At 69.7% G+C, this 25,036-nt stretch carries 17 protein-coding genes and 1 riboswitch; of the genes, 4 read left to right on the top strand and 13 right to left on the bottom strand.

The features are described 5' to 3' along the window. Positions 1 to 4 precede the first annotated feature (4 nt). Complete coding sequence (locus tag M1L60_RS14130; protein WP_253237852.1) at positions 5 to 1,600, bottom strand: RICIN domain-containing protein; 1,596 nt, start codon at positions 1,598 to 1,600, stop codon at positions 5 to 7. Between the two features lie 150 nt (positions 1,601 to 1,750). Here M1L60_RS14130 and M1L60_RS14125 point away from each other — a divergent pair, with 150 nt between their 5' ends. Next, positions 1,751 to 3,175: a WGR domain-containing protein gene (locus M1L60_RS14125; protein ID WP_253237851.1), complete on the top strand. Its 1,425-nt coding sequence runs from the start codon at positions 1,751 to 1,753 to the stop codon at positions 3,173 to 3,175. A 570-nt stretch (positions 3,176 to 3,745) separates the two neighbouring features. Next, the gene (locus tag M1L60_RS14120; protein ID WP_253237850.1) at positions 3,746 to 5,539 is read left to right on the top strand and encodes an HEXXH motif domain-containing protein; all 1,794 of its coding nucleotides are present in this window, start codon (positions 3,746 to 3,748) and stop codon (positions 5,537 to 5,539) included. Here the strand turns inward: M1L60_RS14120 and fxsT are convergent. The 4 genes from fxsT to M1L60_RS14100 all read right to left on the bottom strand — a co-directional run bounded on the left by fxsT (position 5,536) and on the right by M1L60_RS14100 (position 13,829). Then, positions 5,536 to 9,828, bottom strand: coding sequence for an FxSxx-COOH system tetratricopeptide repeat protein (gene fxsT / locus M1L60_RS14115; protein WP_253237849.1), 4,293 nt, complete (start codon positions 9,826 to 9,828; stop codon positions 5,536 to 5,538). The two genes, M1L60_RS14120 and fxsT, sit on opposite strands and share 4 nt — an antisense overlap. 4 nt (positions 9,829 to 9,832) lie before the next feature. Further along, a complete protein-coding gene (locus M1L60_RS14110) occupies positions 9,833 to 10,849 on the bottom strand; it encodes an AAA family ATPase (RefSeq protein ID WP_253237848.1) in 1,017 nt (338 codons plus the stop codon). Then, positions 10,846 to 12,879 carry a VMAP-C domain-containing protein gene (locus tag M1L60_RS14105; protein WP_253237847.1) on the bottom strand — a complete coding sequence of 678 codons (2,034 nt, stop codon included), beginning with the start codon at positions 12,877 to 12,879 and terminating at the stop codon, positions 10,846 to 10,848. Before M1L60_RS14105 ends, M1L60_RS14110 begins: the two co-directional genes overlap by 4 nt. Positions 12,880 to 13,265: 386 nt before the next feature. Next, a complete protein-coding gene (locus M1L60_RS14100) occupies positions 13,266 to 13,829 on the bottom strand; it encodes a LysM peptidoglycan-binding domain-containing protein (protein ID WP_253237846.1) in 564 nt (187 codons plus the stop codon). Between the two features lie 2 nt (positions 13,830 to 13,831). Continuing rightward, positions 13,832 to 13,977: riboswitch (cyclic di-AMP (ydaO/yuaA leader) on the bottom strand. A 161-nt stretch (positions 13,978 to 14,138) separates the two neighbouring features. Between M1L60_RS14100 and M1L60_RS14095 the strand changes: the two genes are divergently transcribed. Further along, positions 14,139 to 15,350: a serpin family protein gene (locus M1L60_RS14095; protein WP_253237845.1), complete on the top strand. Its 1,212-nt coding sequence runs from the start codon at positions 14,139 to 14,141 to the stop codon at positions 15,348 to 15,350. 43 nt (positions 15,351 to 15,393) lie between these two features. Here M1L60_RS14095 and M1L60_RS14090 read toward each other — a convergent pair whose 3' ends face one another. After that, on the bottom strand, positions 15,394 to 17,607 hold the full coding sequence (locus tag M1L60_RS14090) for a M4 family metallopeptidase (RefSeq protein ID WP_253237844.1): 2,214 nt from the start codon (positions 17,605 to 17,607) through the stop codon (positions 15,394 to 15,396). Positions 17,608 to 17,733: 126 nt separating this feature from the next. After that, entirely contained in the window at positions 17,734 to 17,961 is a 228-nt protein-coding gene (locus M1L60_RS14085) for a universal stress protein (RefSeq protein WP_253237843.1), read from the bottom strand. Between the two features lie 42 nt (positions 17,962 to 18,003). On the opposite strand from M1L60_RS14085, the gene M1L60_RS14080 reads away from it, so the two are divergent. Beyond that, entirely contained in the window at positions 18,004 to 18,189 is a 186-nt protein-coding gene (locus M1L60_RS14080; protein ID WP_253237842.1) for a universal stress protein, read from the top strand. A 161-nt stretch (positions 18,190 to 18,350) separates the two neighbouring features. Here M1L60_RS14080 and glgX read toward each other — a convergent pair whose 3' ends face one another. From glgX to M1L60_RS14050, 6 genes are all read right to left on the bottom strand, one after another. After that, positions 18,351 to 20,456 (bottom strand): glycogen debranching protein GlgX, encoded by a 2,106-nt coding sequence (glgX, locus tag M1L60_RS14075; RefSeq protein WP_253237841.1) that lies wholly within the window; start codon positions 20,454 to 20,456, stop codon positions 18,351 to 18,353. Between the two features lie 32 nt (positions 20,457 to 20,488). Continuing rightward, a complete protein-coding gene (locus M1L60_RS14070; protein ID WP_253237840.1) occupies positions 20,489 to 21,373 on the bottom strand; it encodes a DUF6910 family protein in 885 nt (294 codons plus the stop codon). A gap of 10 nt (positions 21,374 to 21,383) precedes the next feature. Further along, complete coding sequence (locus M1L60_RS14065) at positions 21,384 to 21,746, bottom strand: STAS domain-containing protein (RefSeq protein ID WP_253237839.1); 363 nt, start codon at positions 21,744 to 21,746, stop codon at positions 21,384 to 21,386. A 487-nt stretch (positions 21,747 to 22,233) separates the two neighbouring features. After that, a complete protein-coding gene (locus M1L60_RS14060; protein WP_253237838.1) occupies positions 22,234 to 23,664 on the bottom strand; it encodes an Nramp family divalent metal transporter in 1,431 nt (476 codons plus the stop codon). 19 nt (positions 23,665 to 23,683) lie between these two features. Then, the gene (locus M1L60_RS14055; RefSeq protein ID WP_253237837.1) at positions 23,684 to 24,055 is read right to left on the bottom strand and encodes an STAS domain-containing protein; all 372 of its coding nucleotides are present in this window, start codon (positions 24,053 to 24,055) and stop codon (positions 23,684 to 23,686) included. 63 nt (positions 24,056 to 24,118) lie between these two features. Next, positions 24,119 to 24,868, bottom strand: a complete 750-nt coding sequence (locus tag M1L60_RS14050) for an STAS domain-containing protein (RefSeq protein WP_253237836.1) — start codon at positions 24,866 to 24,868, stop codon at positions 24,119 to 24,121. Positions 24,869 to 25,036 lie beyond the last annotated feature (168 nt).

Here is a 25,036-nt window from a genome sequence, read left to right as displayed (position 1 = left end):
CCGGTCAACACCAAGTCAGGGTCGAATTGGTGCGGGTCACGTTGCTGATGGTGTTGTTGCTGCCCTGGCACGGACTCCACGTGATGTTGGTGTTGGAGACCGACAGGTTCTGGAAACGGATGCCCGACGAGGGCGGGAACTCGCTGCGGGCGGCGATGCGGACCTCTCCCCCGCCGCTGATCGTGCCCGAGACGCCGGCGATCACGACGTTGTAGCAGTTCTCGACGAGGACGGAATTGTTGCCAGTGTTGGCGATGTCGACGCGGTCGATGGTGGCGCCGCCGCTCTCCGAGACGCAGAAGATGCCGCGGCCGCCGCCCCGGGCCTTCACCGTTCCGACGCGGATGTTGTTCGAGTACGAGTCGCCGATCCGGCCGTTGCGGTTGGCCATCCTGAAGGCCGCGTAGCCCGTACCGGAACCGGCATTTTCCGCGTCGACGGTGCCGACTGTGGCGTTGATGGTCTGGTTGAGCAGCAGACCCGATTCGCCGACGTTGCGGGCGGTCACCGTGCCGATGGTGATGCCGTCCACCCCGTACGTCTCGACCGCGTGGGACGACGCCCCGGAGACGTACACGTTGTCGATTTTGACGTTCCGGGTCCATTCCGCGGTGTTGCCGCGGTTGTCGATGCGCACACCGAGGCCGCCGCTGAGCCGCATGTCGATCTGACCGAGCCACACGTTGCTGACATTGCGCATGAAGATGCCGTAGATCGGCCCGCCGGTGACGTTCAGATAGGGCACCTCGATGTTGCTGACGCCGCGCGCGTAAATGGGCGCGTAGTCTCCGCTGCCCGATCCGGTCACGTTGATGGTTCCGCACACCGACAACGAGGTGTACGACGCGAGGGAGATCCGGGCGCCGGCGCCGATGGATCCGTTGCCCCGCACGACGACTCGCTGAATTGACGTACGACCGGAAGTGAGGCTGCCGATGCCGGCCTGCACGGCCGCGCGGAAGTCCGTCCCGCTGTAAACGCTGGCGCCGGAGGCATTGCGAGCCGTCCACGTGCTGCCGCTGACGGTCACCTCCGACTGGAACGTGCCCGAACCGCAGCCGCTGCCGGTTCCGCCCCCGCTGCCGACCTGCACCATCTGCCATTGCTGATTGGCGCCGTCGGCATCCGCGAACTGCGACACGATTCCGCCGTCGGCCGTGGACCACTCCCAGACGTCCAAGGCCTTGCCGCTGTGCCGGTTGAGCAGGCGGACGTATCCGCCGGCCGAATCCTTGAGCGTGAACTGCTGGCGAGTGCTGCCGTTGTCGGTGTTCTGGATCAACTGGGTGCCGTCGTTGGCATTGGGCAGCTCGAGCACCAGTCCGCTGTGCCGGCTCTTGATTTTGTAGTAGCCGCTGCCCGCGTCGGCGAACTGCCACTGCTGCCAGTTGCCGTCGTTGCGGGTGAACTGGGCGATGCCCGCGCCCGCGTTGGTGGCGAGGTTGTAGACGTCCATCGCCTTGCCGCTGTTGCGGTTGACCAGCACGTACCAGGCGGAGGTGTTGACCGTCGCCGCCTCGGCCCGGGTGAATCCGACGAGCGCACCGGTCGTGGCCAGCACGGAGACGGCCAGGGCGGCGATCCATCGTGGTCGGGACATGAGCGATCCTCTGTTAGCGTTCACATAGAGATTGGTCTATGCAGTTTGGGACCGCTCCCATCCACTGTCAACCGGCCGCCGTGAAAATTGTCGTAGGGCTCCGCTACCTTCTGCGCCATCAACTCGCCCCGAAGCGAAAGGTGGCCCGGGATGCCGGCCGACACGACGTACCTCGAGCTCTCCGAAGACTCCGGCAGCGCCCACAAGTTCTACGAGGTGACGGTCGACGGCACCGACCTGACGATCCGTTATGGACGCATCGGCGACCGCGGCCAGGTCAAGCAGTCCTCGTTCACCACGACCGACAAGGCCGCGGCCGAGGCGGCCAAGAAGATCGGCGAAAAGGTCCGCAAGGGCTACGCGCCCGCCGTCCAGGGCGTGCGCGAGCGGCGGTCCGTCTCGCGCCGCCAGATCGTCAGCACCCGCTCCACGGCCACCACCCGCGCGCCCATGCTGTGGCGCTACAAGTCGGGCAGCCCCGCCTTCGGCATCTTCGTCGACGACGACGTGTGCATGGTCGGCAACGAGAGCGGCCTGATCACCACGCTGAGCCACGGGGCCGAGGTGCTCCAGCAGTTCCGCCTGCCCGACGGCGTCAAGTGCCTGGTCGCCGATGACGACTGGATCTACGCGGGCTGCGACGACGGCAACGTCTACGACCTCTCGGGCAAGGTGCCGCGCCTGGCCTACCGCATCGCCCCCGACATCGACATCTACTGGGTCGACATCCACGACGGCGTGCTCGGCGTCTCCGACTCCGGCGGCGGCATCGCGGCCATCGACCACGAGGACGAGTTCCTCTGGCGCCGCCCGGGCCACGGCTCCAGCGCGTGGATGGTCCGCTGCGACACCCGGGCCGTGCACCACGGGCACTCCAACGGCGTCACCAGCTACGACTGGCGCACCGGGCAAGAGCTGTGGAACACCAGGACCAGCAACGTGCTCTTCGGCTGGCAAGAGGGCGATTCCCTGTACGCGGGCACCGGGCGGCGCCAGGTGGTCCAGCTCGGCAAGAACGGCGTCCACCGGCGGACGTACGAGTGCGACGCCCCGGTCTTCTCGTGCGCCACGGCCGAGGGCGGCCGCTACGTCTTCGCCGGTGACAGCAGCTCGTCGATCTATTGCTTCGACAGTTCGGGCACCCGGTTGTGGAAGTTGTCCACCGGGTGCGGCTCGGCCTACTCGATGCAGTACCACGACGAGCGCCTCTACATCGTCACCACCGACGGCTCGCTGTCCTGCATCGACGCCAGCGAGTCGGCCGTCCAGGCCGCCGTGGCGGGCACGATCCCCCAGCCGGTCGACGTGAAGGCCCCGCCCCGCATGGCCGCCGTGATCCCGTCCACGACGGTCGAGGTCGTGCACGACGTGGCCGACGGCGTGGTCGTCGAGTGCGTCGAAGAGGGCGGCCGCCTACGCATCCGCGTGGTCTCGTCCGGCTACCACCAGGACTGGCAGGTCCAGTTCCCCAAAGGCATCCGCGAGCGCGGCAGCCGCTACGTGGTGACCGGCATCCGCGAGGCCACGCGCGGCGGCTTCTACCGCACGTACGGCGACATCCGCCGCCTCCTCTGAGACGGTTACCCGACAACACAATTTGCTTCATGCCCAGTTGTCACTAGACTATCCCCTGCGACGGCGGCCATACGGCTTGAACCTTTGCGTCGGGGCCGCCGCCCGCTGCCGCCCGAACCGGTCATGCCCGGGCTCGCAACGGCGTCGTCACGACAGGCGGCGCCCAAAAAGGGCCGCGATCGGAAAAATTGAATACCGTCCGAAGGATTGTGCGGCGTCACGCATCCGATAATCTGCCCGTTTTACGAGGGGGCGCAGCGGCGTGTTCCCAGCATGTCCGCAACCTGAATCCGGTACGGTTGGAGGCTCACTATGTCGTGTTTTAACGGGATTCGGTAGGAAACCTTGAACAAGCCTCCAGCGGCAATGGAGACGGATCTCGCTGATCTCCGCGGCACCACCATGGACCAGCTGTGTCAGCGGGCGCTCCAGGATGCCCTGGAGCCGTTTCGTCGCGTCCTGATCAGCCAGGTCGAGCGCCCCAGGGTCAACATCGGGTCGGGGCCGCCAGGGCGCGCCGACTGACACCCCGTCCCCCGCACTCCCCGCCCTCGGAGGAAACGCCAGACAATGAGCACCGTCGCCCGCCACCGGCTCTCCGCCGGGTCCTTCGCCGTGCTGGCCCGAGGGGACGGCTCAGCAGAGATCACGCAGGACTTCCGCGTGACTGAGGAGAGCCGCCGCCTCCTGCTGGTGAGCACGCTGCTCAACGAACTCGCCGACCGGCCCCACGACCTGGAACCGCTGGCGCCCGTCGCGACCGTCCTCGAGATCATCACCGCAGCCCAGCAGGAAGCCCCCGACGCCCTCCGGGATCTTTTGATGGATCCCGGCGTCGGCAGCGGCTGCGCTTACGCGTTACGGCGGTTGCACGGTGGCGCCCGGAGCAACCAGCCGCTCTTCGTCGACCTCGGCGTGGTGCACGCGCTCGCGCTGGCCGGCGCGGCCCGAGCCGGCCTCACGTGGTCGACCCGGCTGCCGCTGCGCGACGGCCACGTCATGATCCCCACGTTCGGTCTGGCCCGGTTCCCCGGTGCCGGTTCGGCGACCGTCATGGCCTCGACCGAGGACGGCCGGATCACGCTCCACGACGGTCACCGCGAGATCGTCGTGCCACCGGCCGGCGACGGCGACAACTGGTGGGCCCTGCGCCGGGTCGATGTCGGCGACGGCCTGCGACTGTCCGTGTGGCTCGACGACGTCGATCCACTGCGCGACCTGGGCGACCCGGTGGCGCCGGCCCGGCTCGACGAGACGGCTTTCGCCCGCTGGCAGCAACTGCTCGACGATGCCTGGCGGCTGCTCTGCCGTGACTACCCGGACGATGCCGCGGCGATGGCCGACGGCGTGACCTCCATCGTCCCGCTGAAGCACCTGCCCGGCTGGGACACCCGCAGCGCCTCCAACGGCGAGGCCTTCGGCGCGGTCATGGTCTCCGAGCCGCCCGACGCGGTAACGATGGCCGTGTCCCTCATCCACGAATACCAGCACATCAAGCTGGGCGCGCTGCTCCACCTGATCCGCCTCACCGATCAGGACGACGGCTCCGTCTACTACGCCCCCTGGCGCGACGACCCGCGACCGCTGGCCGGTCTGCTGCAAGGGATCTACGCCTTCTTCGGCATCGCCCGGTTCTGGCGCACCCGCCTGCGCACGGTGGACGGGGACGAGCGCCGCATCGCCGCCTTCGAGTACGCGTACGCCCTTCGCCAGACCGCCGAGTCCGTCCACATCGGATTGTCGGCGACCGGGCTCACCCCGGCCGGCCGGGAACTCGTCGAGGGTCTGCGCGACCAGGTCACGCAGTGGCAGTCCGAACCGGCGGAGGCCGTCGGCTCCCACGTCGACCGCCTGGCCCAGCTCACGGCCGACAGTCACCGGATCGGCTGGCGCCTGCGGCACTTCCGCCCGAGCGAGAACGAGATCACCGCGTACGCCGGCCGGGCCGAACAGCCGGCCCCGGGCCCGCCGGTGCTCGCGCCGCACCCGGAACTGCGCTGGCGGCAACGGATTCCGGCGGTGGCCCGCCGCCAACTGCTAGCGCCGGCGACGCCCGCCACGCCGGCCGATCCGGTCGCCGCCGGCGAGAACGCCCTGCTGGCCGAGGACAGCCGAGCGGCCCTGGCTGCCTTCGCGGGCGCCCTGGACGGTCTTGATCCCGGTGATTCGGCGCCCATCTCGGACGACGAGGCCCGCGCCTGGGTCGGCCTCACCATGAGCCTCGAGGCCGAGGGCGACCGGCTCGCCGCGGCGGCCCTGCACCGGCGTCCCGATCTGGTGCGTGCCGTTTATGCCGCGACGGCGGCCCGTACGGCGGTCACCCCGGTCGAGGTGGCCCGCCGCCTCGGCACGGTTCTGCCTTAGAACTGCATCGGGTCGACGTCGCAGTTGGCCCGTTCCCCGGCGTGGGCGGCCACGATCGCCGGGTGCTCCGCGCCCAGCACCTGGATGTAGTCTCCGATCGTCCGGTCGAACAGGGCCGTGCCTTCCTGGTCACGGCCGAGCGCAGTCAGGTCGAACGCGAGGTTCAGCGAGCAGGCCAGCGTCGACGGATGCATCCGGCCGATGAGGTCCTGGCACAGGGCCAGGATCTCCGCGTCCAGGTCGTACGCCTCCTGGTGCCGGTCCTGCGCGGCCAGGTCGCTGGCGAGGTTGATGCCGCACGTGAGGGTCAGGATGTGCCGGTCGCCCAACTTGAGCCGTAGCGCCTCCCACGCCGCCCGGTCGTGCACCTCGGCCTCCTGGGCCCGGCCGAGCAGTCGCAGGACGATGGCCAGGTTGGTCCGGGCGTACAGCGTGTACGGGTGCTCCGCGCCGAGTGTCTCGCGGTAGTCGGCCGCGGTCTGCTCGGCCAGTTCCCGCGCCCGCGGCAGGTCGTCCGACTCGCGCAGGTCGACGGCGAAGTTCAGGGCGGCCGCGATGGTGTCGGGCTGGGTCGGGCCGAACCGGTCGCGGAACCGGTTCATGGTGTCCTCGGCCAGTTTGAACGCGCCCTCGTGGTCACCGGCCCGGCGGCGGGCCACGGCGAGGTTGCGGGCGATCCGGATGGTCTCCTGGTGTCCGACGCCGAACTTCCGGGCGTACCGGTTGTAGTTCTCTTCCACCATGCGCCGGGATCGCACGTACTCGCCGCACTCGCGCTCGTCGATCGTCAGGTTGTTGAGTGTCCGCAACGTCTCCGGGTGGTCGTGGCCGAGCACGGCGATCCGCCGGCGGTAGGTGTCCGCGTCGAGCTGCCGCGCCACCCGGAACTCGCCGGTCAGCCGCAGACTGACCCCGAGGTTGTGCGCCGCCCCCAGGGTGTAGGGATCGTCGTCGCCGAGATAGCGCCGCCCCGCCCGGAACGCCTCGAAGTCGAGGTCCCGGGCCTCGGTGAACTGGCCGGAGACCCGCAACGTCATGGCGAACATAACCATGGCGTCGATGGTGCCCTCGTCCTCGCGCCCGACCGTGCGCTCGTAGATCTCCAGGCTTTCCCGGTGGATGGCCGCGGCGTCCTCGAAGTCGCCCAGCACCCACCAGTAGTAGCCGAGCCACTTGGACGTGCGCAGGGTCTGTCGGTGGTCGGGGCCGAGCCTGGTGCGCCAGTCCTCAACGATCTGATCGGCCAGGTCGCGGCCGCTGCGGTAGTCGCCCCAGTAGTAGTAGAACGCGACCAGGTTGATCATCACGTCGCGGGCCCAGTCGTCCTCGCAGGCCCAGGCACGGGAAGCGATGAGGTGCGAAGCGAGCGCCTGATACTGCAGCCAGTTCTCGGCGTCGGCCGGGTCGCCCGGTTTGACGCCGGTCAGCAGAATGTGCGCGCCGTGCTCCATCAGGGCCCGGCGATCGGCCGGGATGCTGTCCTGCAGCACCTTCTGCACCAGCCGGTGCAGTTGCAGGCTGTTGCTGCGATGGTCGATCCGGGCCAGCACGTACTTCTGGATGTCGCGGATGGCCCGGTTCAGCCGGCTCGGGTTCTTCAGTGTCTCGTCCAGTTCCGGCGCCCCCATGGCCCCGCGGACGCCTTCGAACAGGTCCCGGCTGATCGGCTCGGGCGCGAAGAACGAGCAGACCTGCAGCAGCTGCAGCGCCGCCGGGTTCTCGACGGTCAGCCGGTCCAGGGCGACGTTGGCCGCCGCGGCCACCGGTATCTCGTAGCCGGGGGCCAGGTCGAGCTCGGCCATCTGGTCCTGCTTCTCGCGGATCAACTGCAGATAGGCGCCGACAGCCATGCCGGTGGTGTGCAGCCAGGCCGAGGCGTGCTCGATGGCCAGCGGCAGGTCGCCCAAGGCCGAGGCCAGCCGGTCCGCGTCGTCCTCGGGCAGGTTCGGGTTGCGCCGCTGGAGCAGCCGGACGCTCTCGGGCCGGGTGAAGACGTCCACCTCGAGCGATTCGGCGATCTCGTTCCACTCCTGGTTGCGCGAGGTGATCAGGACCTTCCCGGTGCCCTCCTCGGGGAAGTAGCCCCGCACGGTCTCCGGGGTCTCCGCGTTGTCGAAGACCAGAAGCCAATTTCCGTACGGAGAACCGGCTCGCAATGCATCCCGGATCTTCGGCACGGCCGAGATGACCTCGTTGCCCACGTCCAGGTCGAGCCGGTTGCCCAGTTCGATCAGTGAGGCCAGGATCTGGGCCGGGCGTTCCGAGGGCACCCACCAGATGACGTCGTACTCGTTGCGGTGGCGGTAGGCGTACTCGATGGCGATCTGGGACTTGCCGACGCCACCCTCGCCGTGCAGGGCCTGGGGCAGCACGGCGGCCACGTTCTGGGTCCGCAAGCGGGTCTCGAGCTGTTCGAGCAGCGCGCGCCGGCCGGTGAACACCGGGTTGCGGGGTGGCACGTTCCCCCACACCTCCGGGGCCTGGTCGGGGCTCTGCCCCTCGACGATCTCCTGCAGCGAGAGCGGCCGCTCGTCCGGCAGCAGGCTGCTCATCAGTCCGAAATCGTCGTGCATCGGGAACGGGGGTTCGTCCGCCAGAGCACGAGGGCGCTCCGGTTCCGGTGTTGCGGGCACGGGATCACCGCCTTCCGCCACGTCCGTGCTGGGAAAGGCACGGTCCTCGGTTGTCAGATCTTCGGCAGGCGTTCCGGTCCGCCTGTCATAAGCGTTGATCGCCTCGCGCAGCCGCCGGGCCCGTGCGGCGTACGGGCCGGACAGCGCGTCGAGCACCACGAGTTCGATGCGGTACAGGGCGACGGTGTCGTCGGTGACGCTCGGCGCGGGCGCTTTGTCCGGCGCCTCGATCACCTGGGCCAGCCGCGTCCCGGTCCGGTCCGGGCCCGGCCGGTGGACCGCGAGTGTGCGCAGGACCCGGGCCGAGTCGTCCCGGTTGGCGCAGGCGAGCAGCGCCGGTCGCACCCCGTCGGCGAACTCGAAGGTGGCGCCGTCGCCGGCCGGCCGGACGAGCGGGCTGTTCAGCATCTCGGCCAGGTGATGGGTCTCGGATCCGGGCAGCAGGACGCGCTGGAGCCGGTGCAGCAGCGGCAGTTCGAGCGGCGCCGCGGCCAGCAGGGTGGCCAGCCGGAAGGCCCCGGGTGAGGTCCGCCGGAAGCCGAGCACCGCGGCCTCGGGCTCGGGCTCGTCACCGGGGTCGGGCGGGTCGGGCGGCGTGCCCGGGTCAACCACGTGCACGGTGGCGTCGACCCAGGCCGGCGTCCCGGTCAGCAGCCGGGTCCACCAGCGCAGCCAGCGCGGGCTGAGTTCGAGCAGCGGCACCGCGAGCGATCCCGGAGGCACCGGCGGGTCGAACAGGTTGGTCAGTTCGCCCGGATAGCGGACCAGCAGTTCGGCCGTCGGGGCGGCCGGGCGCGGGGACCGCAACCGGCACAGCCGCGGAACGAGGTTGCCGGCCCGCCAGTGGCGCTGCGGGAACGGGTTGACCACGGCGAGCGGTCCGCCGCTGCTCCAGCGTCGCACCAGGGCCTCGAGCGCGGGGTGCCGCCACACGGCGCCGAGGCCGTCGGTGATCACGAGGTAGATCTGCCGCCCGGACGGGTCGAGCAGCTCGGCCGGGCTGTGCGCGCCACCGCTCGGCGTGTGCAGGCGGGGGGCTCCGCTGTCATCGGCCGACAGCAGGAACGTCCGTACGGCTCGGAAGGCACTGTGCCGTTCGAACGTGAACCGCAACGCCGTCAGGGTGGGCCGCCAGACGGTCATCGACGGGCCGGCGTCGATGATCAGCGTGAGCCCGAGCCATCTTTCCTGGGCCGACCGGTAGCGCGGCAACCACACGCCGGTGTCGGCCGCCCATTCGGCGGTGACGTCCTCGTCGAGTTCCGTCTCGGTGTGCGAGCGCACCCGCCGCTTGAGCGGATTGAGGGCACGCGCGATGCGGCGCCCCGCGGGCAGCGCGCCGCGCAGGACGCTTTCGGCCGAGCCGGGAATCTCGGCCGGGTGGCGGCTCAGCCCCTCGGCCGAGCCGGCTCCGGGATCGTGCGGGCTCGGCGCGGGCGGGAGCGGCGGCGCCGTGGCCGCGGCGCCGGCCGGGCGACCGGACGCCGGGCCGGCGTCGCCGGACGCCGGGCGCTTGTCCGGCCACCGCGTCTCGTCCGGTGGGCCGCTCTCACCATTGATCATCGCGGTCAGCCAGATCGCGTCGACGACCTGGTACGCGTCCGGGCGCGACTGCTCCGCGTGGAGGGCTGCGCGTTCCCGGCCGGCGCCGCTCATCGTCCTATCTCTCCAGCGACAGCGAGTGCCAGATGTCGGTGACGAGCCGTTGCCAGGCCTCGCGGTCGTGGTCGTAGACCCCCGAAGCGGTCAGGTAGACCGCGTTCAGCAACTGGTCGCGGGCCAGGAAGTCGTCGGCCGGGCGGGCCAGGAAGTCGTCGATCAACTGCCGCTGGCCGTTCTCGAGGGCCGGCAGCTGGGCCTTGACCATGGCCGCCAGGTCTTCCGGGCCCGGGGCGGGCAGGTTCAGCAGCAGGCACCGGCGCAGGAACGCGGGCGGGAAGTCCCGCTCGCCGTTGCTGGTGATCAGCACGATCGGGAAGGCCCGGCAAAGCACCCGTCCCTCGTGGATCGCGGCCATCCGGTCCGAGTCGTCGGTGTAGACCGAGCTCTGGGGCTGGCGGCTGCTCACCCGCACGAGCTCGGGCACCGTGTAGTGGCCGTTCTCCAGGATGTGGAGCAGGTCGTTGGGCAGGTCGATGTCGCTCTTGTCGAGTTCGTCGATGAGCAGGACGCGGGGTCGTTCGTAGGCCAGCAGGGCCGTGCCGAGCGGGCCCAGCCGGATGAAGTCACCGATGCCGGCCGGACCGCCCGGGCCGGACCGGGAGTCCTGGGCCCGGCCGATCGCGTCGTACTCGTAGAGGCCGGAGCGCAGGGTGGTGCGGCTGGTGATCGACCATTCCAGCACCCGGCCCAGACGCAGTTCCCGGGCGATCCGGAACGCGATGGCCGACTTGCCGGTACCGGGGCTGCCGGTCACCAGCAGCGGCCGGCGCAGCCACAGGGCCGCGTTCACCATGTCGCACTCGGCCCGGGAGGCCCGGCGCACCGGCAGCGTGTCGAACCGGCCGAGCTTGCGGCTGATGTCGGCGTCGTCCTCGGGCGGCGGGGCCTGAACCGGTCCCCCGTCGAACGTCCGCCAGGCCGGCGGGTCGGGCAGGCGCAGCCGCTCGTCGCCGGGCGCCGGGATGCCGTCGCCGCGATAGAACCACCAGCCCGGTGGCTGCTCGGGAATCGTCATGGCTGAGCCCCCGTGTCGTAGACGTTGCGGTCCGGGTCGTCCCAGAGCACGGCCAGATGGCGGCCGGGATGCCGGTGCTGCGCGGCCGAGGCGAGCAGACCGGCGTTGTGGCGCAGGGCGTGCACCCGGTCGATCAGCTCGCCCGGCGGCACGGCGGTCACCCGGCCGAGCAGCTGCGCCATCTCGGACGCGAGGGCGCCCGGCCGGTGGTCCCACAGGATGACCGGGATGCCCGCGCGCAGCGCCGACTGGAGTTCCTGGCCGCCCGCCTCCTCCTCCGGCGAGGCGCCCAGCACGACCGCGGTCACGTCGAGGTTCTCGCGCAGCCGGGCGGTCCACGGGCCGAGCCCTTCCTTGTCCGCGTCCGACCGGCCCTGCTGCACCCGGGGCGGCCGCGGGTTCTGCCAGAGCGAGCGCCAGCGCTGGTTCCAGACGCGGTGCCGGTGCGGCGCGCGCATGCGGTCGAGGCTGCGCACCACCACGCGGTAGTCGAGACAGAGCGGCACCGGCGCGGCCGAGCCGAGCTCGGTGTGCCACCACTCGACGGCCGTGTTGAGCAGATCGACGGGGAGCAGCAGCTCGATCCCGACCGGCTCGTCGAGGTCGTGCCAGCTCGACTCGGCATGCCGGATCGCCTGCTGCAGCACGCGTTCGAGCTCGCGGAACGTGGTCTGCTGGGGATCGCTGGGCTCGGGGTCCCAGTGCCGCAGGCGCCGCTGGATCCAGTACCGGACCTCGCAGCGACCACTCTCGATGCCGTCGCGCTCGATCTGGATCAGCAGGCAGGGCCGGATCGGCGGCCGGCCGGCGCCCCGTTCCCGGGCCACGGTCTCGTCGACGGACTGCCGGTAGGCGGGGATGAGCTCGCCGATCTGCAGGATCTGCCGGGCCACCCGGTCGGTCCAGGCCCGCATCTGGCCGCCGAGCCGGTGCGCGGCCCGGGCGGCGACGTGTTCGGCGAAGCGGATCAGCGGCGGGATGCGGTCGGGGCCGGCGTTGCGGGCGGCCAGCCGGGCCGCCATCTCGACCAGGGACTCGTGGTCGGCCGGCGGCGGCGCCAGGCCGCCGACGGCGGCCTGCCAGGCGGCCACGCCGTCGACCCCCGCGGCCTGGCCGAGATACTCCCGGAGCCGGTCCATCTCGGGATCCGGGAGCAGCCGGCGGGCGCCGTCGCGTTCGAGCCGCCACACCGGGAAAGGTGGGCACTGGGCCAGGAGGGCCCGCACTCCCCCGGCGGCGACCAGCGAGCCGTACTGGTGCCACAGGTCGTTCTTGAACTCGTCGCAATAGTCGACGATGCCCCGGACGACGAACCAGTTGACCCCGCGGTTGGCCACGCCCGCGGCGACGCCGGCCGTCTCCATCTCGAAGGCCAGCACCCGGTGACGTTCCGCCAACTGGTCGCGCAGCGCGCCGTTCTTCAGCAGCACGTCGGCCGAGCCGATGGCTCCGAAGTGGACCTTGGGCTCGCCGTCGGGGTGGCCGGACTCGTTCCTCTGCGGGTGCGGGATCACCCGGCGGCCGCGATGCAACTGGTCCGTGGTCTCGGCGGGCCGGGCGAAGACGGCCATCGGGTAGTCGTCGGGCGGCAGGAGCAGCCGGGCCCAGTCCAGCGAGGCGCCGAGGATCTGGTCCTCCTCGATCCGGTGGGCGATGCGCTTGAGGTCCATCGCTATCCCGCCGACCGGGCGGCGTTCCTCGGCCCCGTCCGCGCCCTGGCGTACGTGGCCGTAGTCCACGATGCCGTCCAGCGCGATCACGACGTCGCCCAGGCGGACGTGCTGCCGCGGCCGGCGCGGGGACGGCACACCACCGGCGATACCCACCATGATCACGCAGCGGATGTGCGGGAAGCTGCGCAGCATGTCGGTGCACGTCGCGGCCGCGTTGCGGGTGTTGTCCTCGGCCAGCGTCACCAGCACCACACGGTGGGGACGGCCGGGTTCCGCGCTGTCGAGGTGGCCCATGCGGTATTGATTGGGGTCGTCGATCATGCGAACGGTGCGCGGGCCGGCCATTAACGTGCGCATTGCCGCTCCCTCGATCGCCAAGGCGGCGATGATCCCGATAGTCACATCGGGCCAGGTGTCACTTTCCGCCGGAGCGGGGCCGGTGGCCCTGTCGGGGGCTGTCATCTCACGTGGCCGGTGGCCGGTGAGAAGGCCTCCCATCAGGCAATACGATGGCCGAGCTCGATCTTTTCCGCGCCAACTCACGACCCCCGTCTAAAAAGGATCACAATTATCGAGTGCCACGCCCGGCTACCACAGTGTTACAGAATCGAGCACCTTGCACAACGATCACATAAATGACCGAGATCAACGACGATATTCATTCAAGATCTGAATTCGAATGACCGGCGACAATTCATGATCCCGGCCCGGTCCACAATCGGGCCGGGCCGGGATCACGTGAATCAGAGCGCCAGGCGCTGACCGGGGAAGATCTGGTTCGGGCTGTCCAGGATCGACTTGTTGAGCTGGTAGAGGGTTTTCCAGCCGCCCTTGACGTGGTTCTTGGCGGCAATCTTGGCCAGGGTGTCGCCGGAGCGGACGACGTAGTGCTTGCCCGTGGCCTTGGCCGTCGACTTCTTGGCGGCCGTTGCCTTCTTGGCCGCCGTCGACTTCTTGGCGGTGGTCTTGACTCCGGCCTTCTTGCCGCAGGTCGGCCAGGCGCCGATGCCCTGACCCTTGAGCACCTTCTCGGCGATCTTGATCTGTTCGGCCTTGGTCGCCTTGTTGGCGGTCGAGGCGTACTTCGTGCCGCCGTAGGCCTTCCACGTGCTGCGGCTGAACTGCAGGCCGCCGTAGTAGCCGTTGCCGGTGTTGATGCTCCAGTTGCCACCGGACTCGCACTTGGCGATGGCGTCCCAGTTCACCGCGGCCTGAGCCGGGGCGGCCGGGCCCATCAGGCTGACCGCGCCGGCCACACCAGCGGCGGCCAGTCCGAGCGCGACCCGGGTCTTCTGTGCAATTGCCATGAGAAAGCTACCTCCACGCCTGCGAGGTGAGCTGTCGGGTTCGGGCCGAGGCGCCCGGCCGCACGTGGCGGCTTCACCCCGAGGCACGCGTCGGCGTGCCGAGGAACGTGTGGTTCCCCCGCTCCATGCCTGGGTTCGTTTCCCGCGGGGCGGCGGCAAGGACTCGGCGTTCCGCCCGGGGCGTCCACGTTCGTGGACCGGGCCGACGGTAGCCACCCCGGGCCCCGTACGGCCAAGCCCGAAGGGCCAAAGGTGAAAAGCCTCTCAAGTGCCCGGGAACCCTTGGCGCCCGCTCGCCGTCGAAGAGATGTGATCCGTCTCCTGACCGCCGCGGCCCTGATCAGCGGCCTGCTCCTGGCCTCCGCCTGCGGTGGGAGGACCCCGCCCGGCGACGCCGCCCGCATCGATGCCGACCTCGTCGACGAGCTCACCCCGGCCGACGCCGGCGAGGTGGGCCGGGCCGTCGACAAGTTCGCGTTCGACCTGCTCGACGCCGTGGCCGTCGACGGGTCGAACACCGTCACGTCGCCCCTGTCGGCCGCCCTGCTGCTGGCCATGATCTCGGCCGGCGCCGACGGCGACACCGCCACCGAGATGGCCCATGTGCTCGGCCTGCGGCCGGGCCGCGATCCCCGGGTCGGCGCCCTGTTGCGCGAGCTGGCCGACACCGAGGAGGTGACCCTGTCGGTGGCGAACGCGCTCTACAGCGACGGCCCGCTCGAGGACGACTATGTGAAATTCGTCCGCCGTACGTTCGGGGCCACCCTCGAACAGGCCGACCTCGCCTCGCCGCAGACGGCCGAGGCCATGGACGAGTGGGTGCGCGAGAACACCAACGGGCGCATCGAGGGGATCGCCCGGGATCTGGGGCTGCCCGACCCGCAGGCGGTGCTCGTGCTGCTCAACACGGTGTACTTCCTGGGCCGGTGGACGACCAGCTTCGACGAGGCCGACACCCGCCCGGTGTCGTTCGCCACCCCCGGTGGCCCGGTCGACGTCCCGACAATGCACCTGCGGGATCGGACCTTCCCGTACACGCAACGGGCCGGCTATCGCATGATCCGGCTGCCCTACGGCGAGGACGAGCGGTTCGGCATGGAGATCGTGCTACCTGACAAGGGGGAACCCGAGCTCGACGCGGCCGAGTGGCGGGCCGCCGTCGACAGCCTGGCCCCGGTCACGATCGACGAGCTGGCTCTGCCGCGCTTCGAGTTGCGCTGGTCGGCCGGTCTGAGGAAGCCGCTCGAGCAGCTCGGCATGCGCACCGCCTTCATGCCGGGCCGCGCCGATTTCCGCCCGATGTCGCCGGCCGCCCCGGCCGTCGGCAGCGTGGTCCAGAAGACGTACATAAGGGTTGACGAGGCCGGAACCGAGGCCGCGGCCGTCACCGGCGGGGTCATGGTGACCTCGGCCCGGATGGACACGATCGAGTTCCGGGTCGACCGGCCGTTCCTGTTCACGATCTCCGACCGCGAGACCGGCACGATCCTGTTCCTGGGCCGGGTCACCGACCCTCGGTGAGCGCCTGTCTCCCGGGCGGCCGGCCCGGGAGACAGGCGATCGGTCACAGGGAGAGGGTCCAGCTGGTCAGGCTGCCGGTGTCGAGGTTGGCGGCGTCCTGAACCCGCAAGGTCCAGGTGCCGTCGGCCGTCTCGCCGGCCAGGTTGACCGAGTACGTCTTGTCGATGTTGTCGGTGCTGCCCTCGGCCCGGTTGTGCAGCACGTAGGCCGAACCGTCGGGCGCGACCAGGCTGACCACCAGGTCACCGATGTACGTGTGCCGGATGTGCACCTCGACGCCGCTGGTCGTGGACGGGGCGGCGGTGCACCCGTCGACGGTGATGGAGCTGGTTACCGTCGAGTTGTCGGGGATCGGCACCACCGTGGCGTTGGTGCCCGCGCACTTGGCGCCGCTGTTGACGGTGACGGCCAGGTCCCGGGTGCGGGTGACCGACGGGGCCGTGGCGGTGATCCGGACCGGTCCGCTCGACCGGGCGGCCGTGGCGTCGGCACTCACCGTGATCGTGGTCGACTCACCCGCGGTGACGGTGGCCGGCTCGAACGTGACGGTCACGCCGGCCGGGGTGGCACCGGCAGTGAAGGTGACCGGTTCGGCCTCGCCGTTGACGAGCGCGGTGGTCGCCGTGACGGTGGCCGACTCGCCCGGGCCGAGGGCCACAGCAGCCGGCGCGAGGGTGACCGAGAAGTCGTTGCCGGTCGAGCACTGCTCGTCCGTACCGGCCACGTTCACCGAGGTCCACGCCGTCTGCACGGCCTTGTACTCGGCGCTGCAGAAGCCGTACAGGTCGCCGGCGGCCGACAGCGAGTAGGCCCGCGCGGTGTTGCCCGGGTTCGCGGTGTTGACGTAGCCGGTGTTCGACACGAAGTACGAGTCGAGCGCCCGGAACCAGATCTTGGCCGCCTTCTCCTGGCCGATGCCGGTCACGGGGTCGGCCGCACCGCACAAGGGCGAGGTTCCGTACGGGGTGGCCCCGCTGCCCTCGGCCAGGTTGAAGAAGAAGTGGTTGGCCACGCCGGACGAGTAGTGCACGTCCACGCTGCGCGTGCTGGTCGACCAGCAGCCGTGCGAACGCCCGTCGAGCGTCGGGTTGTACATGTAGCGCAGCGGCGAGCCGTTGCCGTTGATGTCGATCTTCTCGCCGATGTCGTAGTCGCCGGCGTCGGCCGTGGTGTCGGCGTGGAACTCGACCATGCTGCCGAAGATGTCGCTGGTGGCCTCGTTCAGGCCGCCCGACTCGCCGGAGTAGGTCAGCCCGCCCGGCACCACGTTCTCGGTGACGCCGTGCGACATCTCGTGCCCGGCCACGTCCAGCGCGACCAGCGGCTTGGCGTTGCCCGTGCCGTCGCCGTAGGTCATCTGGGCGCCGTCCCAGAACGCGTTCACGTAGTTGCTGCCGTAGTGCACCCGCGACGGCACGCCCCGCCCGTCGCCGAAGATGCCGTTGCGGCCGTGCACGCCCTTGAAGTAGTCGAAGGTCACCGCGGCCCCGAAGTGCGCGTCGACCGCGGCCGACTGCCGGTCGGCCGGCGCGCCCGTGCCCCAGGTGTTGTCGGCGTCGGTGAACGTCGCGCAGGCGCCCGAGGTGCGGTTGTTCATGTCGCAGGTGAGCCCGCCGCCCCGGGTCGGGTCGACCAGGTTGAACGAGGCGCCGGCCGCGGTGGACTCCACGGCGACCTCGCCCGAGTAGATACTGTTGCCGGTGCCGGCCACGTGCTCGATCTCGTCGTACGAGCCGATGACCGCGCCGCTCAGGGCGTCGGAGATGACGTGGAAGCGCGACGGCGTCTGCCGGTCGGGCTGCCAGCCGGTGATCACGGTCTCCCAGGCCAGCTTGCCGAGGCCGCTGGTCGCGTCCACGAACAGTTCCGGCTTCCCGGTGCTGGTGATCGACCCCTCGAACTCGCCCTTGGCCGTCGCGGCCGCCTTGTCGGCGGTCACCGACGGCTTGGTGGCCAGGGTCAGCGGCCTGGTCAGACCGACCGAGGACCCGGCGTACGTGCCGTCGCTCCTGGTCCGGATGACCAGATCACCGCCGGCGACGCGCAGTCCGTCGTAGGTGCGGGTGTAACGGACAGTTCCCTTCTTGCTGCTGTGGACCGCGTAACGGTCGAGACCGGACTTCTTGATCGCCGAACCGGCCTGGTCGAGCAGGGACGAGCCGGGTGTGACCGGCGCGGCCTGCACATTTGTGGCGGTGACCACCAGGCTCCCACTGACCAGGGCGATGGCGCCGGCCAGCGCGACAGCAACTCTCACGTGTTTCCTCCCCACGATGACAAGCATTCACACTTGTCGATACGTGAGATCATGTCGCATTTGACCCCGACACGGGAGATTGACACACGTAAATATTAAGTTTCCTGGCCGTTCACCGGACGACGGTCACCGCTCTTCCTTGATCACCTGGATCAGCTCGTCGGTGGTGGCCTGGCTGGGCTCGGGGGCCATGCGCTCGGACACGCTGACGCTGCCCGCCGGCGGCAGCAGGGTGTGCTCCCAGACGTTGAGCACCAGCAGGTCGGCACCGTGATCCGCGGCTTCGGCGGCCGCCCAGGTCAAGGCCTTGCGACTGCCGGGCGACCCGTCGACGTCACCACGATCGTCGTCCATCCGCCCATCGCGGTCATCCTGTTCCTGTTCCCGTTCGTCGGGGTGCTCTGGCTCGGCGTCGTCGGCAACAAACCGGCCAACCTGATCGTGGTCGGCAACCGTGGTCTCGGCGCCGGCCAGGGTCAGCTGCTCGGGTCGGCGCCGGCCGGTGTCGTCCGCAACGCGGTCTGCGACGTGCTGGTGGTGCAGACCTCGGCGCTCGATGAGGAACGCCTGTTCAAGGCTTAGGGTCTGTTTCGCGGCGGGGGTGGGAGCGAGGCGCGGTCCAGATTTCGTCTGGTGGTGGCCCGTGGAAGTCCGGCTCCCGGTGTTGGAACCGGGCTTTCACGGGACGCCGCCAGGCGGGATCTGGGCCTCGCCGCAGCCCCGCCCCCGCCGCGAAACAGACCCTAATACTGGCAGCGCAGGACGAGCATGGCGCGGGCCGGCACCCGTACGCCCTCCTGGGCCTTGAGGGTGCCGGCGTTGGCCAGCAGCGGGTCGGCCGTGTCGATCACGACCTCCCAGGTCTGGCCGTAGGCCGGGTCGGGCAGGCTGAACTCGACCTCGTCGGGCGACGGGTTGAACAGGGTCAGGAACGAGTCGTCGACGATGGCCTCGCCCAGCGCGTCCGCCTCCGGGATGCCGTGGCCGTTGAGGAACACCGCCACCGTCCGCGAGGCCTCGGGTGACCAGTCCTCGTCCCGCATCGGCGTGCCGTCGAGCCGCAGCCAGGCGATGTCGGGCAGGTTCGAGTCGCCGGCCGGGGCGCCGGTGAAGAAGCGGCGCCGCCGGAAGATCGGGTGCTCGGCCCGCAGCCGGGTCAGCTGCCGGGTGAAGACGGTCTGCACGTCGTGGTGGCGGGCGTCCTCCCAGTCGATCCAGCTGATCTCGTTGTCCTGGGCGTAGACGTTGTTGTTGCCGCCCTGGGTGCGCCCGAGCTCGTCGCCGTGCGCGATCATCGGCACGCCCTGCGACAACAGCAGCGTGGCCAGGAAATTACGCTTCTGCCTTTCCCGCAGCCCGACGATGTCCGAGTCGTCGGTCGGGCCTTCGGCCCCGCAGTTCCACGACCGGTTGTGGCTCTCACCGTCGCGATTGTCCTCGCCGTTGGCGTCGTTGTGCTTCTCGTTGTACGACACCAGATCGTTCAGGGTGAAGCCGTCGTGCGCGGTCACGAAGTTGATGGACGCGATCGGCCGCCGGCCGTCGATCTCGTACAGGTCGGAACTGCCCGCGAAGCGGGACGCGAACTCACCGAGCGACGCCGGTTCGCCGCGCCAGAAATCCCGTACGCTGTCGCGGTATTTGCCGTTCCATTCGGTCCACAGAGGCGGGAAACCGCCGACCTGATAACCGCCGTCCCCCACGTCCCACGGCTCGGCGATGAGCTTGACCTGCGAGACGATCGGGTCCTGATTGACCAGGTCGAAGAACGCGGCCAGCCGGTTCACCTCGTGGAAGTCGCGGGCCAGCGCGGCCGCCAGGTCGAACCGGAAACCGTCGACGTGCATCTCGGTCACCCAGTACCGCAACGAATCCATGATGAGCCGCAGCGATTCGTGGTGCCGCACATTGAGGCTGTTCCCGGTGCCGGTGGTGTCGTAGTAATACTGCTTGTCCTCGTTGACGAGCCGGTAGTAGGCCGGGTTGTCGATGCCCTTGAACGACAGCGTGGGCCCGAGGTGGTTGCCCTCGGCGGTGTGGTTGTAGACCACGTCGAGAATCACCTCGATGCCGGCCCGGTGCAACGCTTTCACCATCGACTTGAACTCTTGCACCTGCCCGCCGCGGCCGCCGAACGAGGCGTAGTCGTTGTGCGGGGCGAAGAAGCCGATCGTGTTGTAACCCCAGTAGTTGCGCAGGCCGCGCTCGACCAGATTGCTGTCGTGCACGAACTGGTGCACGGGCATCAGTTCCACGGCGGTGACGCCCAGCTTCTTGAAGTGCTCGATCATCGCCGGGTGGGCCAGACCGGAATAGGTTCCCCGCACGTCCTCGGGAATGCGCGGATTGCGCTGGGTCATGCCCTTGACGTGCGCCTCGTAGATGACCGTCTGATGGAACGGGATGCGCAGCGGGCGATCGTTGGCCCAGTCGAAGAACGGGTTGATGACGACCGACCTCATCGCATAGGGCGCCGAGTCGTCGTCGTTGAACGCGTCCGGATCGTCGAACCGGTACGAGAAAAGCGCCTCGTTCCAGTCGTTGTGACCGTCAATGGCTTTGGCGTACGGGTCGAGCAACAGCTTGCTGGGATTGCCGCGCAGCCCGTTCGCCGGGTCGTAGGGCCCGTGCACGCGGTAGCCGTACCGCTGACCCGGCACGATCCGCGGCAGGTAGCCGTGCCACACCATCGCCTCCCGCTCGGGCAGGTCGATCCGCGTCTCGGTGCCGTCGTCGTCGAACAGGCACAGCTCGACACGCTCGGCCACCTCCGAGAACAGGGCGAAGTTCGTGCCCCCGCCGTCGTAGGAAGCCCCGAGCGGGTACGGCGAGCCAGGCCAGATTTTCATGGTGCGGCGTTTACCCACTTCACGGCGGATCATCACCACCACAGAGTGATCTCCAACGCCCGCGACGGCACGAGCGGGTCGTCGACATCGACCACGGCCAGCAGCCGCACCCCGTCCGGAAGGATCTCGCGCACGGCCAGCCCCTCGACCTTGGGCACGACCCCGTCGACGGCCGGCAGCTCGGCCACCGCCACCACTGTCTCGTCGTCGAGCAGGGCCAGCGCCGCGCCCACCACCGGCCCGTCGTCAACCGCGTTGGGCGTGTCCTCGGCGGCGGCACTGACCAGCACTTTCCCGTCCGGCAAGGCGACGGCGTCGGTGATCGACAGGGCTACGCCCCGGGCGAGGCCGAGGTCGTACCGGCGTACGCCGGACAGGGCGGACGGCCCGGCCTCGGTCGCGCCCAGCAGGGCCGCGAGGTCGACGTCGACCGAAGCGCTCGGCACGCCGGCGACCAGGTTGCCCCGCTGGAACCACCGCATCCGCCCGCCGACCAGGCAGGCGCCCTCCAGGTTGAGCTGACCGGCAGGCAGATCGAGGCAGTCCGCGACGGCGGCGTACAGCGCGGGCCGATCGGCCACCACCGGCTCGCCCGCAGTGACCAGGGCGACCCGCGTACGCACGGCAGTCGACCCCGAACCGAGCAGCAGCACACCGCCCGACGGCACAGCCACGGCCGCCTCGAAGTCGGGTTTGAGGTGCTTGGTGCCCGCAACCGAGCTGAACACCTCGAGTCCGTCCACCGCCGGGACCACTCGCACCGGCGTCACCGACCCGGCCCGCACCCAGGCCGCATGGGTCGCGTCGTCCTGGACGACCAGCCACCCGTCACCGAACGGGGCCACGGCCGAGGCCGCCCGCACCGGCATCCCGTCGTCGAAAACCAGCGACGACACCTGCTCCACGCGCACCCGCATGGAGGCATTGTCAGCCCTCGGAGCGCCGGTCCGGGCGATTCAGCCGGAGCACGCCGGTCGGGTCCAGCACGTCGAGCACGCGCCGCACCACGCCGCGCGTCTCGGTGATCCGAAACTCGACATGCCGTCGCCGCGCGGTGGAACGGCTGTCGAACAAGACGCCGACCGAGGCCGCGTCGATGAACGTCACGTTGGTCAGGTCGACAACCACGGACGTCGCGCGCCCGCCGGTGACAACGCCGAGGATCGCCGCCCGCAGATCGTCGCCGGCGCCGAGGTCGAACTCTCCGCTCAGACACACGGCCGCGCTCACGGTTCCGTCCGCGTCGACGTCAGGTGGCGGGCAGACGATGGCGTAGTAGTTGTCGGACACAACTGTTGTCTACCAGCAAATACTGACGAGTACACGAATCAGACTGCTGCAATTCGAACACGTGTTCTTTCGACTTCGGTGAGTAATACGCGAACATTTGTCATGTCAGCCTCGCGATTCCAGCAAATAGCTGGTCAGGCTGCGACCGCAAGACCCTGCGCCGGCAGAACCACGGTGATGGTGACGGTGCATCCGGTCGCGCCGTTAGTTATGCGCACGCTCTGCGTCAGCTTCCGGATCAGGAACAGACCGCGCCCTCCGTCGGACCAGGGGGACGGAGGTCCGCTTCTGACGGGCGGCACCTCGGGGAAGCCGACGCCGGTGTCGGCGACCGTCACCCAGCCGGCCGGGCAACGGAACCACCTTGCTCGACCGCCTCGACCGCCACACCGAAGACCGTACCCGCGGCAACGGCGGGACGACGAGGACCGGCTCGGCGACGGGTTCGAGCCGGTCGTGGCCCGGACCCGTCGCCGGGTCGTTCCGGCTACTCGAAGAGTTCGCCGATGCGGTCGGCGAAGGTGAGGACGGAGAGGAGGCCGAACAGCAAGAAGGCCCAGACCAGGGCGACCAGGCGGACGCCGCGGACGCGGATGGGCTCGGGGAGGATGCGGCGGTTGATCAGGATCAGCAGGGCCGAGTAGATGAACATCATGAAGCCGCCGACCACGGCCGAGATCACCAGCAGCAGGATGGGCTGGCTGAAGCCGGCCACCAGGACGCCGATACCGATCGCGACCAGGCCCCAGACCAGACCGGCGTACACCTTGCTCTCGTTGGCGTTTCGCGCGTACGAGGTCTTGATGACGTCGGCCGCCAGGCGGCTCGTGTAGTCGACGATGCCGAGCGCGGCCGCGAACAGCGAGAACGCGCCGATGATCCAGAACAGGTACTGGAACCAGGAGCCGACGCGGTCGGCCAGCACCTGGCCCTCGACCTCGAGGAAGCCGATGCTGTTCTCGAGCCCGTCGCGGCCGAACACGGTGGAATAGGCCAGCAGCGAGGTGAACAGGATCGTGACGAAGGTGATGGCCACGAACGTGCTGAGCTGCTCGATGTTGGCGAATTTCCACCAGCCGCGCCAGCGCCGCAGGTTCTCGGGGGTCGGCTCGAACGCGTACCCGGTGCTCGGGGCGGCCTCGGGCTGGCCCGTGACCGGGCTGACCAGCCGCGGCACGTACTTGCCCATGCCGTAGCCCTTGTCGCGGATCCAGTTGGACTGCACCAGGTTCTGCCCGCCACCGGCGCCCGCGAAAGCCAGCGCGCCCAGCAGCAGCGCGAAGCCGAGCTCGTCGATCGGCAGCCGGGGCTGGGTGACCACCTGGGGCAGGTCGCTCCAGGCGGACGCCCCGACGGCGAAGATGGCTGCGATCACGAAGAACGTGAGCACGGCGGCCACCTTGAGCATCTGCGCCTTCTCGAGAGCGACGTAGACCACCGGCGCCAGCGTCAGGATCAGGCCGATCACGATCAGCATGCAGACCGCGATCACCGTGCGGTTGCCACCGAAGATGTACGTGGTGAGGGTGGCCGAACTGGTCACCCAGCCCGGCCAGAGGTTGGCGAAGTAGGTGAGGATCGCGAAGAACAGCCCCCAGTGCCGCCAGTAGCGGCTGAACCCGGTGAGCGCGGTCTCGCCGGTGGCCAGCGTGTACCGCTCGATCTCCATGTTGATGAAGTACTGGGTGATCAGGCCGACCAGCGCGGCCCACACGAACACCAGCCCCACCTGCGAGGCGATGTAGGGGAAGAGCACGAACTCGCCCGAGGCCAGCCCGACCCCGGCGGCGATGATGCCGGGGCCGATCAGCCGCCAGTAACCGCGCGGTTCGTCGGGCATGTCCCGGATCTGGGGACCGGGCAGATAGCGGGTGGGGAAGGCCCGCGCCACCTTGCTCACATCGTCGGAAGTCGCCACGCCAGCTCCTCGATCGGGGTTACAACCCTTCTCGGAGCCACCACGATGTGTCAAGGCTCACAGCGCCCACGCCGAGCCGGTGGGTCAGATCCGGGACGCCGGCCGCCTCGAGGACTTGGGCCACGATCCCGTTGGCGTTGACGACCCGGTAGGCGCAGCCCCGCTCCCAGGCCGCCCGGCGTCCGTCGAGCAGACTGCGCACCCCGGCCGCGGCCAGGAACGAGCAGCGCTCCAGATCGATCACGAGCACTCGGAGGCCGCCCTGGGCCGCCGCGTTCCGGATGATCAGGGACAGGGCGGAGCCGACGTCCTCGTCGATCTCGCCGTGTACGGAGATCCGGACGACGCCGTCGCCCTCGTCGTGCTTGCGTGCCTCGAAAGGCCCCTTCATCGCCGTCCTACCGGCTCGCCCGTCATCGATTCTGCGGCAAACGATCCGAAAAACGCGGCACCATCACCCGATTGGACCAAGATTGTCCGCACGGTTCCGGACGGAAAGCGCGGCCCACACCACCTTGCCGCCCTCGGCCGGCACACTCCCCCACCGCGCGGCGGCCGCCTCGACCAGCATCAGCCCGCGGCCGGTGGCGACCTCGTCCCGCTCGCCGAAGTCGATGCGCGGAACGGCCGGCGAGCCGTCGCGCACGGCGATCAGCAGATAGCGGCGGCCGAGGATGAGCCGCACGTCGAACATGGTCTGCGCGTGGACCATCGCGTTGGTGGCCAGCTCGCCGACGATCAGCCGGGCCGAGGGCGAGGCCTGCGGCAGCTCCCACCGCTCGCACGCCTCGCCGGCCAGCGCACGAGCCCGGGCCGTGGCCCCGGCCACCGGCAGCAGGCTCTCACCCAGCGACGGCAGGCTTTGGCGGGGCTTGGCGGCCAGCGCCTGCTCGACGGTGGTGAAGACGGCGGGCCGCCCGAGATCGGCGAACACGCCAGACATCTCGGCCGGCGGGACGCAGTACGCGATGGGTGTGCCGGGCCAGAGCGCGGCCTGCCTGGCCACGGCCCGGAAGATCGACAGGGCGAACGATTCGCGCACGGTCAGCCGGGACAGGTCGACGACGAGAACGTCGGGGCGGTCGGCCAGGCACTTGAGCAGGATCGTGCGGACCTGAGGGGCCGTCCGGGCGGAGAGCTCGCCGTCGAGTCGGACCACGAGGCTGGCGCCCATCTGGTCGACATCGCTGTGTAACTGCGGCACGCCTCCATTGTGCGGCGAAAGATGCATTCCTGGCCACGACCGGCGGATCCGCGGTGGGGTGGCAGTTCAAATGATTGACATTCGTCATTGGGTGGCCGGAATATGGGAGCGCTCCCAGCCCGACGTCCTTCGTGGAGATCCGTCATGAGCGTTCCCCGACCCCCCACT

Origin of the sequence: Paractinoplanes aksuensis (assembly GCF_024137025.1) — a bacterium.
Taxonomy (GTDB): Bacteria; Actinomycetota; Actinomycetes; order Mycobacteriales; family Micromonosporaceae; genus Actinoplanes; species Actinoplanes aksuensis.
Note: the sequence above shows the minus strand (reverse complement) of the source record. Positions and strands in the feature narration are given on the sequence as shown.

What these genes read in the sequence shown, in the direction of transcription:
- M1L60_RS14125 (WP_253237851.1), top strand. Translation starts at nt 1,751, where the DNA reads ATGCCGGCCGACACGACGTACCTCGAGCTCTCCGAAGACTCCGGCAGC.
- M1L60_RS14130 (WP_253237852.1), bottom strand. Translation starts at nt 1,600, where the DNA reads ATGTCCCGACCACGATGGATCGCCGCCCTGGCCGTCTCCGTGCTGGCC.
- M1L60_RS14055 (WP_253237837.1), bottom strand. Translation starts at nt 24,055, where the DNA reads ATGAAGGGGCCTTTCGAGGCACGCAAGCACGACGAGGGCGACGGCGTC.
- glgX (WP_253237841.1), bottom strand. Translation starts at nt 20,456, where the DNA reads ATGAAAATCTGGCCTGGCTCGCCGTACCCGCTCGGGGCTTCCTACGAC.
- M1L60_RS14100 (WP_253237846.1), bottom strand. Translation starts at nt 13,829, where the DNA reads ATGGCAATTGCACAGAAGACCCGGGTCGCGCTCGGACTGGCCGCCGCT.
- M1L60_RS14085 (WP_253237843.1), bottom strand. Translation starts at nt 17,961, where the DNA reads ATGGACGACGATCGTGGTGACGTCGACGGGTCGCCCGGCAGTCGCAAG.
- M1L60_RS14070 (WP_253237840.1), bottom strand. Translation starts at nt 21,373, where the DNA reads ATGCGGGTGCGCGTGGAGCAGGTGTCGTCGCTGGTTTTCGACGACGGG.
- M1L60_RS14110 (WP_253237848.1), bottom strand. Translation starts at nt 10,849, where the DNA reads ATGACGATTCCCGAGCAGCCACCGGGCTGGTGGTTCTATCGCGGCGAC.
- fxsT (WP_253237849.1), bottom strand. Translation starts at nt 9,828, where the DNA reads ATGAGCGGCGCCGGCCGGGAACGCGCAGCCCTCCACGCGGAGCAGTCG.
- M1L60_RS14120 (WP_253237850.1), top strand. Translation starts at nt 3,746, where the DNA reads ATGAGCACCGTCGCCCGCCACCGGCTCTCCGCCGGGTCCTTCGCCGTG.
- M1L60_RS14105 (WP_253237847.1), bottom strand. Translation starts at nt 12,879, where the DNA reads ATGCGCACGTTAATGGCCGGCCCGCGCACCGTTCGCATGATCGACGAC.